The organism is Dyadobacter sp. AC419, from assembly GCF_979253085.1.
The window spans coordinates 294,997-301,514 of the sequence record NZ_CEEDCD010000003.1 but is presented as its reverse complement, the minus strand read 5'-3'; the positions used below and the strand labels follow the sequence as shown (position 1 = coordinate 301,514).

6 protein-coding genes and 2 pseudogenes are annotated in these 6,518 nt (G+C 44.2%); 1 reads left to right on the top strand and 7 read right to left on the bottom strand.

Going from position 1 to position 6,518, the window contains the following annotated elements; all coding sequences use genetic code 11:
• The 6 genes and pseudogenes from AC0IYG_RS01835 to AC0IYG_RS01810 form a co-directional block, all read right to left on the bottom strand.
• Positions 1-508: pseudogene (locus tag AC0IYG_RS01835) on the bottom strand (thiolase family protein); the annotation flags it as partial.
• 76 nt (positions 509-584) lie between these two features.
• Positions 585-1,543, bottom strand: a pseudogene (gene plsX, locus AC0IYG_RS01830) (phosphate acyltransferase PlsX).
• A 132-nt stretch (positions 1,544-1,675) separates the two neighbouring features.
• Positions 1,676-1,870 (bottom strand): 50S ribosomal protein L32, encoded by a 195-nt coding sequence (gene rpmF / locus AC0IYG_RS01825; protein ID WP_471709309.1) that lies wholly within the window; start codon positions 1,868-1,870, stop codon positions 1,676-1,678.
• 102 nt (positions 1,871-1,972) lie between these two features.
• Positions 1,973-2,536: a YceD family protein gene (locus tag AC0IYG_RS01820; RefSeq protein ID WP_471709308.1), complete on the bottom strand. Its 564-nt coding sequence runs from the start codon at positions 2,534-2,536 to the stop codon at positions 1,973-1,975.
• 61 nt (positions 2,537-2,597) lie between these two features.
• Positions 2,598-3,230: a NeuD/PglB/VioB family sugar acetyltransferase gene (locus AC0IYG_RS01815; protein WP_471709307.1), complete on the bottom strand. Its 633-nt coding sequence runs from the start codon at positions 3,228-3,230 to the stop codon at positions 2,598-2,600.
• 107 nt (positions 3,231-3,337) lie between these two features.
• Positions 3,338-4,003: a hypothetical protein gene (locus AC0IYG_RS01810; protein ID WP_471709306.1), complete on the bottom strand. Its 666-nt coding sequence runs from the start codon at positions 4,001-4,003 to the stop codon at positions 3,338-3,340.
• A gap of 108 nt (positions 4,004-4,111) precedes the next feature.
• Here AC0IYG_RS01810 and AC0IYG_RS01805 point away from each other — a divergent pair, with 108 nt between their 5' ends.
• Positions 4,112-5,593, top strand: a complete 1,482-nt coding sequence (locus tag AC0IYG_RS01805) for a M61 family metallopeptidase (protein WP_471709305.1) — start codon at positions 4,112-4,114, stop codon at positions 5,591-5,593.
• Between the two features lie 7 nt (positions 5,594-5,600).
• On the opposite strand, the gene AC0IYG_RS01800 is transcribed toward AC0IYG_RS01805, so the two are convergent.
• Positions 5,601-6,518 carry a TIGR01777 family oxidoreductase gene (locus AC0IYG_RS01800; protein ID WP_471709304.1) on the bottom strand — a complete coding sequence of 306 codons (918 nt, stop codon included), beginning with the start codon at positions 6,516-6,518 and terminating at the stop codon, positions 5,601-5,603.

The following is a 6,518-nucleotide window of genomic DNA, read 5'->3' as shown; positions in this document are numbered from 1 at the left end:
ACCATCTGATTTTAGAGCACTGTTGTTCAGCACCAGTTTCCGATCCGTATAATCTACGATCGCGGACATTTTATCAGCACCGACGATGATAATCTTTTTGTATTTTCCAGTCTCAATAAACTGAGAGCCAAGGGTAAGCGCATAAACGAATCCCGACACAGCAGCCTGAATGTCAAAGCTGCCCTACATTTTTAATGCCGACCATATCGCAAATGAGATTGGCTGTGACAATGGCAAAACGAAGTCCGGGGTTGTAGTGGCGCAGATCAGCAGGTCAATTTCGCTGGGCAGAGTGTTTGTTTTAGCCAACAATCCTTTAACAGCTTCGGCACCCATATGAGCACTCCCTGAAACCTTCGCCTTTGAGGATATGCCTTTCTTTGATGCCGGTGCGGCTGACGATCCACTCGTCATTTGTCGCAACCATTGTTTCCAGCTCGGCATTTGTCAAAATATAATCAGGCACATACCCTTGTATTCCTGTTATAGAGGCTTTTATATGGGTCATGATAACATTTAACTATTCAAAATCCGAATAGGTTTTTGTAAAAAGGGACAGTAATAGTTTATTCATTTCGTGGTTGTCAGCATTTTGAAACTAACTCAATGCTTGCGCTGATATGCAAATATGCTTTCGACTTAACCTGTTTATAAGCCCAGCCGATCCGTATTTTTGATTGCTAACGGTGACGAAACCCCACTGAGCGATCATGACATTTCCGTTAACCCCAATGATAGAACTTCCACCGATGGATTCATAGTTAGTTTGATCTATAAATTCATCACTAAGCCTCTCTTCTTTGAAATTTCATACAGCGACTCGCCCAATTTGAATAAAACATTGCCTGTAAAGCCGTCTGTAACAATCACATCCGCTTTATTGGTAAAGAGATCTTTACCTTCAATATTTCCTATAAAGTTAATTCGCTTATTTTGTTTGAGCAGGGGATAGGTTGCCTGAGATGTTAGAGAACCTTTTTGTTCCTCTTCCCCGATATTCATCAGGGCCACACGAGGCTTATCCATCCTGAAAAAGTGTACTGGGCAAAAAGGGAGCCTATTTCTCCAAATTGGGCAAGCACTTCTGGCTTGCAATCGGCGTTAGCGCCTATATCCAGCATAATTGCATAACCGCCGTCAACCTGTGGCACAAACCCTGCAATGGCTGGTCTTAAAATTCCTTCGATCGCCTTAATGCTGAAAAGCGCTCCGACGTGCATCGCTCCTGCAATTGCCCGGCACTGCAGAAAATGTCAACTTCTTTTTCCTTTAGAAGCTTAAACCCTATTCCGATGCTGGAATTGGGTTTTTGAGAAAGGGCTTTCGTTGGACGTTCCCCCATCTCAGTAACATCTTCTGCGTGAACAACGTCAATATTAGTAGGGGTGAAGTTGTGTTGGTTAAAAATGTCCCAAATTGCACTTTCACGGCCAATTAAAACGATTCTCGCCTCGGATGGTAGTTCAGAAGAGGCTTGAATTACCCCTTCAACAATTGCTTGTGGAGCCAAATCTCCCCCCATAGCATCTACCGCAATTTTCATTTACACGCTGTTATTTTAGACTAATAAGTAAGAAATCGAAGGTGTAAATTTAGCAGATGTGCCGTAGTAAAAAAGAATTTCGCAACAACTTTTATACGGCTGCTGCGAAATCTGTATACTCATCGACTGAAATTAGACTGTTTTGGTGTAGTTTTCAACTACAACTTTACCCCTGTAAACCAAGTTACCTTCGTGAACGTGTGCACGGTGGAATTGGTGAATTTCTCCTGTTGAAGAATCAGTGCCCAATTGTTTTCCTGTAAGGAAGTCATGTGCTCTGCGCGTATCGCGACGGGTTGTGGAATGTCTCCGCTTAGGATGTGCCATGATGCTTTATGTTCTGTATGTTTTGTTTTTGTTTTTATCCGTCGGTTGAAACCGTCGGTCATTATAATTTTCCGTAGGCTTAAGCCGACGGGTATCGGGGTATCATTCGCCCTTCAGCTTTTTTAATGCTTCCCAGCGCGGGTCAATCTTTTCTTCTTCCTCTGTTTCTTCGCTTTCTGCGGTTTCTGATGAATATACCAAAATGCCGTCTGCTTCATCCAAAGGATCTATTTCGTCTTCTTCACCTCTCAAATCCGGATGGATCTTTTTGATGGGAAGGGATAATGCTATGAAATCGAAAAGATAACGGGCTACGTTGATTCTCGTCGTGTTTCTGTCTATGATCTCTATCTCCTCTGTAAGCTCCTCATTGTGGTCCCCGAACTTTAATATAATGCGTTCGTTGGAATCAATGGGTTCTTCAAATGGTTCCAGGCTTCTGTCACAAGTGAGCGTTACGCTTCCAACTGTGTGAAAATTAAGCTGGATCATAGTGGCCGATTTGTTCAGGACAATATGCGTTTTGAAATGGCCAAACTCAATCAGATCCTGATCAAGCTCCTGGAAAAAATCATCTCCGGACTCCATTTCATAGTCATACTGTTTGTCTTCCAAACCGTAAATGTCTATGTTGTATTTACTTAGCTCTTTCACTTTTTCTGTCAAAAGGACTGCAAAGGTAATGTATTCGATTTAATAAAAAAACTATGGGGAAATTTTATTGGCATCAGATCTTGCGTGCCGGATTGCCGAAATAGGTGGCCTTAGCAGGCACATTTTCAACTACAACCGAGCCCGCTCCGATTCTTGCATTCTTGCCAATTTCAATCCCAGCCACGATTATCGCGCCCGATCCGATAAATACGCCGTCAGCAATTTTCACTCTGTCATTAATAATCGCGCCAGCACCCACCGTAACATAATCACCAATCTGCGCCCATGTATCCACCACAGCGGCAGTCTGAACGAGACAATGATGCCCTACTTTCGATTTTGCACCAATGGTTACTCTGGCTCCGATCAGATTTCCATGACCAATGGTCGCCATATCCGAGATCAAGGCGCTGTCGTGGATCGCGTTGATAGGCATTGATTTGTATTCATCTGTCAATGTTTCCACCAATCTTTCGCGGACCGAACGCTCTCCGATAGCAACGAAGGCTTCACATTTCGTGCCGAGAATGCTCAGAAAGCCGACATCATCCGTATTTCCCAAAACACTCACGTCGCCAAATTCTTTGCCATGAAGTTCCTTATGGTCGTCCAAAAGGCCGTAAACAAGTACATTATTTCTTTTGAATATATCCAATGCCTGAACGCCCAAGTCGCCGGCACCAAAAATCAGAACGGGGTTTTCCATTTTATCAGTTATTAAATGTTAGCCGCAAAGCACGCTTGCCTGTTGGTTTAAAAAATCAAACCACTGCGTTGAAACAGTGGTTCATTATATATAGTGTAAACACAATCTTACAGAAATGTGATCCGGAACACGAAAGGGCTGCCATAAGGCGAAATATTGTTTCCGTAATCGTCAATCTGGTTATTATAATTGAAATTAAACAAAGCAGTAAAATGCACAGCTTTGATAAAACGGCTGCCAAGTGGCTGAGAATATGCGGCTCCAAGCATCGGTGACGCAATCCATTTTCTGGCGTCATATTTTGTATATGTGTCCATTTCCACATTCATTCCTTCCAACTCCGCAATCACATTTACCATTGGAAAAATAGAATACATTAAGAAGCCACGGCCGCCGTAATAGAATTCATTAAAACCAAAATAGCGGGATTTGTAATACATTCCAGTCACACCAACGCCGCCTACCAATTTCTCTGTAAGTTCATAACCAGCCATTGGTGACAGGTTAATGTTGGTTACGGTTCCCAGGCTTAGCCCAAAGCTTCCGCCCAGCCTCACGCGATCAACAAAGGGCCGGTCTTTGAAATCGGCAAGTGGTTTTTTCTCAGCCAGTTCTTTAATATTCCTGTTTTCCACAGGAGGCCTTTCGACCTCTTCGGTTTTCTCTTTTCGTAACGAGTCGGGGCGGTAATATTCGTCATCTTGTGCCATTAAGGACGAACTGAATAAAAGGCCAAATAGCATTGTGCATAGCAGGAGGATTTTACTTTTCATCTTAAAATCGTTTATTTTATAACATTGTAACTGGTAACGTAGAAATCCCGGATTTTGGTTTAGGCCTCAATTAGTGCTACTCACTCCTCAAATTACCTTTCATCACCTATGCATTATAATATTTACGTATCTGATCCACAGTCACGCTTAATCAACATTACTTACACAATCCCTGAAATTGATGCAGACGTCATCGAAATTCAGCTGCCTGCGTGGAGACCCGGACGATACGAAATACAGAATTTCGCCAAAAATATTCAATTTATCGAAGCGATCTCCGCGACCGATCAGAAACTGTCTCTTCGTAAAGTAACGAAAGACCGCTGGCAGGTTGCAACGGCTGGTGAAAAAGAGGTTAGGATACGCTATAACTTCTATGCATCCATTCAAAATGCGGGCAGCAGTTATGTAGATGAAGAACTTTGGTATCTCAATTTCATCAACTTCTGCATGTATACGGAAGGCCGCATCGGCGAAGCTTACACAGTGAAGCTCGAATTGCCGGAAGGTTACCAAATCGCATGCGGACTGCCTTGCACGAATAATACATTGTACGCCAGGGACTTTTACCAATTGGTCGACAGCCCGCTGCTGGCTTCCAAAACCTTGCAGGAACGGCATTACGACGTTCGCGGTGTGAAGTTTAAAATATGGATGCACGGCAACCTTCAACCCAACTGGCACCGGATTAAGCGCGATTTTCGCCGTTTTTCGCGCGAGCAGATTGCAACAATGGGGGAGTTTCCCGAAAAAGATTATCATTTCTTAAATCTGATCCTGCCCACTGCCTTTTATCACGGGGTTGAACATCACAATTCGACCATGATCGTGCTGGGGCCTGATGATGAGGGTGAAGGACTTTATTCGGATCTGCTGGGTGTGAGCTCGCACGAATTGTTTCACGCTTGGAACATTATCCGCATTCGCCCGGCTGAAATGCTGCCTTATGATTTTACCAAAGAAAATTACTTCCGCACCTGCTTCGTAGCGGAAGGCTGCACGACTTACTATGGCGATCTTTTCCTGAAACGCTCCGGCGTTTTCACTGACGAGAATTACATTAAGGAGTTGCAGGTTTACATGAAAAGGCATTTCGAAAGCAGCTCGCACGCCACACAATCGCTTGCTGATTCGTCTTTTGACCTTTGGCTGGATGGTTATGAAAAAGGAATTCCTAATCGCAAAGTTTCAGTTTATCACAAAGGCGCATTGGTTGCGCTCATTCTGGACCTTTATTTAAGGAAAAAAACAAACCATGCGCAGTCATTGGACACGGTTATGCAGTTGTTATGGACCCGTTTTGGAAAACCATTTATCGGTTACACCCTGCAAGACTACATTAATATAGTAGAAGAAGTCGCTGGCGAAACGCTGGACTGGTATTGGAATGACTGCATTTTCACCGCCGAGCCGCTCGAAAACAGGTTAAACGAAGCTTTGTCATTCGTAGGACTTCAAATGTCGACATTCAGCAATGGCAACATTCAGTTGAATGTGCTGGATGACTTTAAGGCAAAAATGCAACGCGACAAGTGGCTTTCAACATTGCAGACGTTGTCCGATGAAGAGCGTGAAGAAGAGGAGGAGTAGGAGCGACTTACTTTGAAAAAGCATCACGGAGCGCCTTATCCAGCTCCGGGAAATCGTATTTGAAATTGGTTTCCTTCGCAATTCTTTCATTGATCAGGTAACTGCTGCCAAGGACAACATTGGCCATTTCGCCAAAAACCACTTTCAATGCAAACGAAGGCACATTAGGAAGCCATTGCGGTTTGTCGAGCGCAATGCAAATTTGTTTGGTCAACACAGCATTGGTCACCGGATCGGCAGCGACTGCATTATAAGCGCCCTCCCAGGATTCATTTTCTATTGCTTCAACATACATTTTGCAAAGGTCGTCAATGTGAATCCAGGAAATCCACTGCTTTCCTGAGCCCAGCGGCGCTCCAAAACCGAACTTTGCCGGAGCCGCCATTTGCGGAAGTGCGCCGCCATCATTGCTTAAAACAATGCCGGTTCGCAGCTTAACGGTCCGGATGCCCATATTCGCAATGCGGTCAGCGGCTTGTTCCCAGACAACCGTAACGTGCGAGAGAAAGTCATTTCCTGCCGGAGAATGCTCAGTATGACGGACATCGCCTGTATCTTCACCGTAATAACTGCTTCCGGAAGCCGACACGAATGCAGCAGGCTTAATGTCTTTTTCCCTTAAATATTTTTCGATCAGGCCAATGGTTTCGGTCCTGCTTGTAATGATTTCTTTTTTACGTTCTTCGGTCCAGCGACCTTCTGCCACTGCTGCGCCTGCAAGGTGGATCAGGTAATCCGTGTTTTCAACTGCGCCAGCTTCTATGTAACCTTTTGCAACATCCCACTCATACACCTTTACAGAAGGAATGTTGGTTTTTTTTCGGCTCAAAAACGCGACCTGATAACCTTTTTCAAGTAACATTTCGGTGAGGCGTTTGCCAATCAGTCCCGTTCCGCCCGTGATCAATACTTTTTTGCCTGCCAT

Excerpts from the sequence above, each read along its gene's own strand:
- AC0IYG_RS01800 (WP_471709304.1), bottom strand. The coding sequence starts at position 6,518 with ATGGCAGGCAAAAAAGTATTGATCACGGGCGGAACGGGACTGATTGGC.
- rpmF (WP_471709309.1), bottom strand. The coding sequence starts at position 1,870 with ATGGCACATCCTAAGCGGAGACATTCCACAACCCGTCGCGATACGCGC.
- AC0IYG_RS01805 (WP_471709305.1), top strand. The coding sequence starts at position 4,112 with ATGCATTATAATATTTACGTATCTGATCCACAGTCACGCTTAATCAAC.
- AC0IYG_RS01815 (WP_471709307.1), bottom strand. The coding sequence starts at position 3,230 with ATGGAAAACCCCGTTCTGATTTTTGGTGCCGGCGACTTGGGCGTTCAG.
- AC0IYG_RS01810 (WP_471709306.1), bottom strand. The coding sequence starts at position 4,003 with ATGAAAAGTAAAATCCTCCTGCTATGCACAATGCTATTTGGCCTTTTA.